Source organism: Mesorhizobium sp. M1088 (genome assembly GCF_040318575.1).
Lineage (GTDB): Bacteria > Pseudomonadota > Alphaproteobacteria > Rhizobiales > Rhizobiaceae > Mesorhizobium.
Genome location: NZ_JAMYMO010000122.1, coordinates 1 through 830, shown reverse-complemented (window position 1 = coordinate 830; position 830 = coordinate 1). Strand labels below are relative to the sequence as shown.

At 57.2% G+C, this 830-nt stretch carries 2 protein-coding genes; both read right to left on the bottom strand.

Annotated features, from left to right (window positions below):
- Positions 1-268: hypothetical protein (locus NKH49_RS34750; protein ID WP_352930212.1), on the bottom strand; the 268-nt coding region annotated here is incomplete at its 3' end.
- Positions 269-402: 134 nt separating this feature from the next.
- Positions 403-639, bottom strand: a complete 237-nt coding sequence (locus NKH49_RS34745; protein WP_352930215.1) for a type IV toxin-antitoxin system AbiEi family antitoxin domain-containing protein — start codon at positions 637-639, stop codon at positions 403-405.
- Positions 640-830: the final 191 nt, after the last annotated feature.

Sequence of the window (830 nt, the reverse complement as noted above, 5' to 3'; positions counted from 1 at the left end):
CCACACTCGCGGATCCCTGCGATTTTTCCATGGACATGATGTATTGTCTCGCTGCTGCTAAAGAGCAGTGGCGAACGGGAAAGTCTGACCGTAGACCGACTACGTTTTCCACGACGCGAACCGCAGCTTTGCGCTGCGCATCTCGGTCGAAGAGTTCGATTTTGCTATTTGGCCGAAAGTCGCCCTCTCCGCCGACCTCACGCTGCTGATGAATGTGCCCTTCTGATCGCTCCTTGGCCGCATGTCGGTTGGCCAGCAGATGAGACACTGTCTCCTTGCTGACTAGAGTCCCCAATCTACGGACTCCTGTTCGACAATGCGCGGGCGCATAAGATGCACTCAGGCATCTTGTAACTTGCGCGATTCCAGTGCTTGAGGCATTTGCGATCGATTGGATGCAGCTTAAGGCGATGCGGCCTCGACCACCGCAGCCCGATACCGCCCGTAGCCGATCTTCACAAGCAGACCCTCTTTGCACATCCGGGAAAGGTAACACCGGGGTATCCCTGCGCCCGTCAGATCACAGGTCCGCACTTCACCGCGCTTCCGAGCGAGAGCAACAGCTCGGTCCCGAAGTGTCGGTATGGGACCACCGGCACGGCGAAGTGCTTCCGCGCGGTCTCGGTCGCGTTTTCGCATCTTGGCTTCTTGCTGCGAATTTTGGCGAAGGGCTATGGAGAATTCGTAATTCGCGGCTTCGCCGATCCCGGCGAGCCAACATCTACGCTGTCCAACCCGGAGACATGGGTAACAGATTGTACTTAAGACATGGGTGACAACCTCGTGCCGAACGGGTTGTCGATGGTCTGCAAGGTCCTCTGTTCCAAGTC

Coding starts and splice junctions, on each gene's coding strand:
- NKH49_RS34745 (WP_352930215.1), bottom strand. CDS start 639: ATGCGAAAACGCGACCGAGACCGCGCGGAAGCACTTCGCCGTGCCGGT.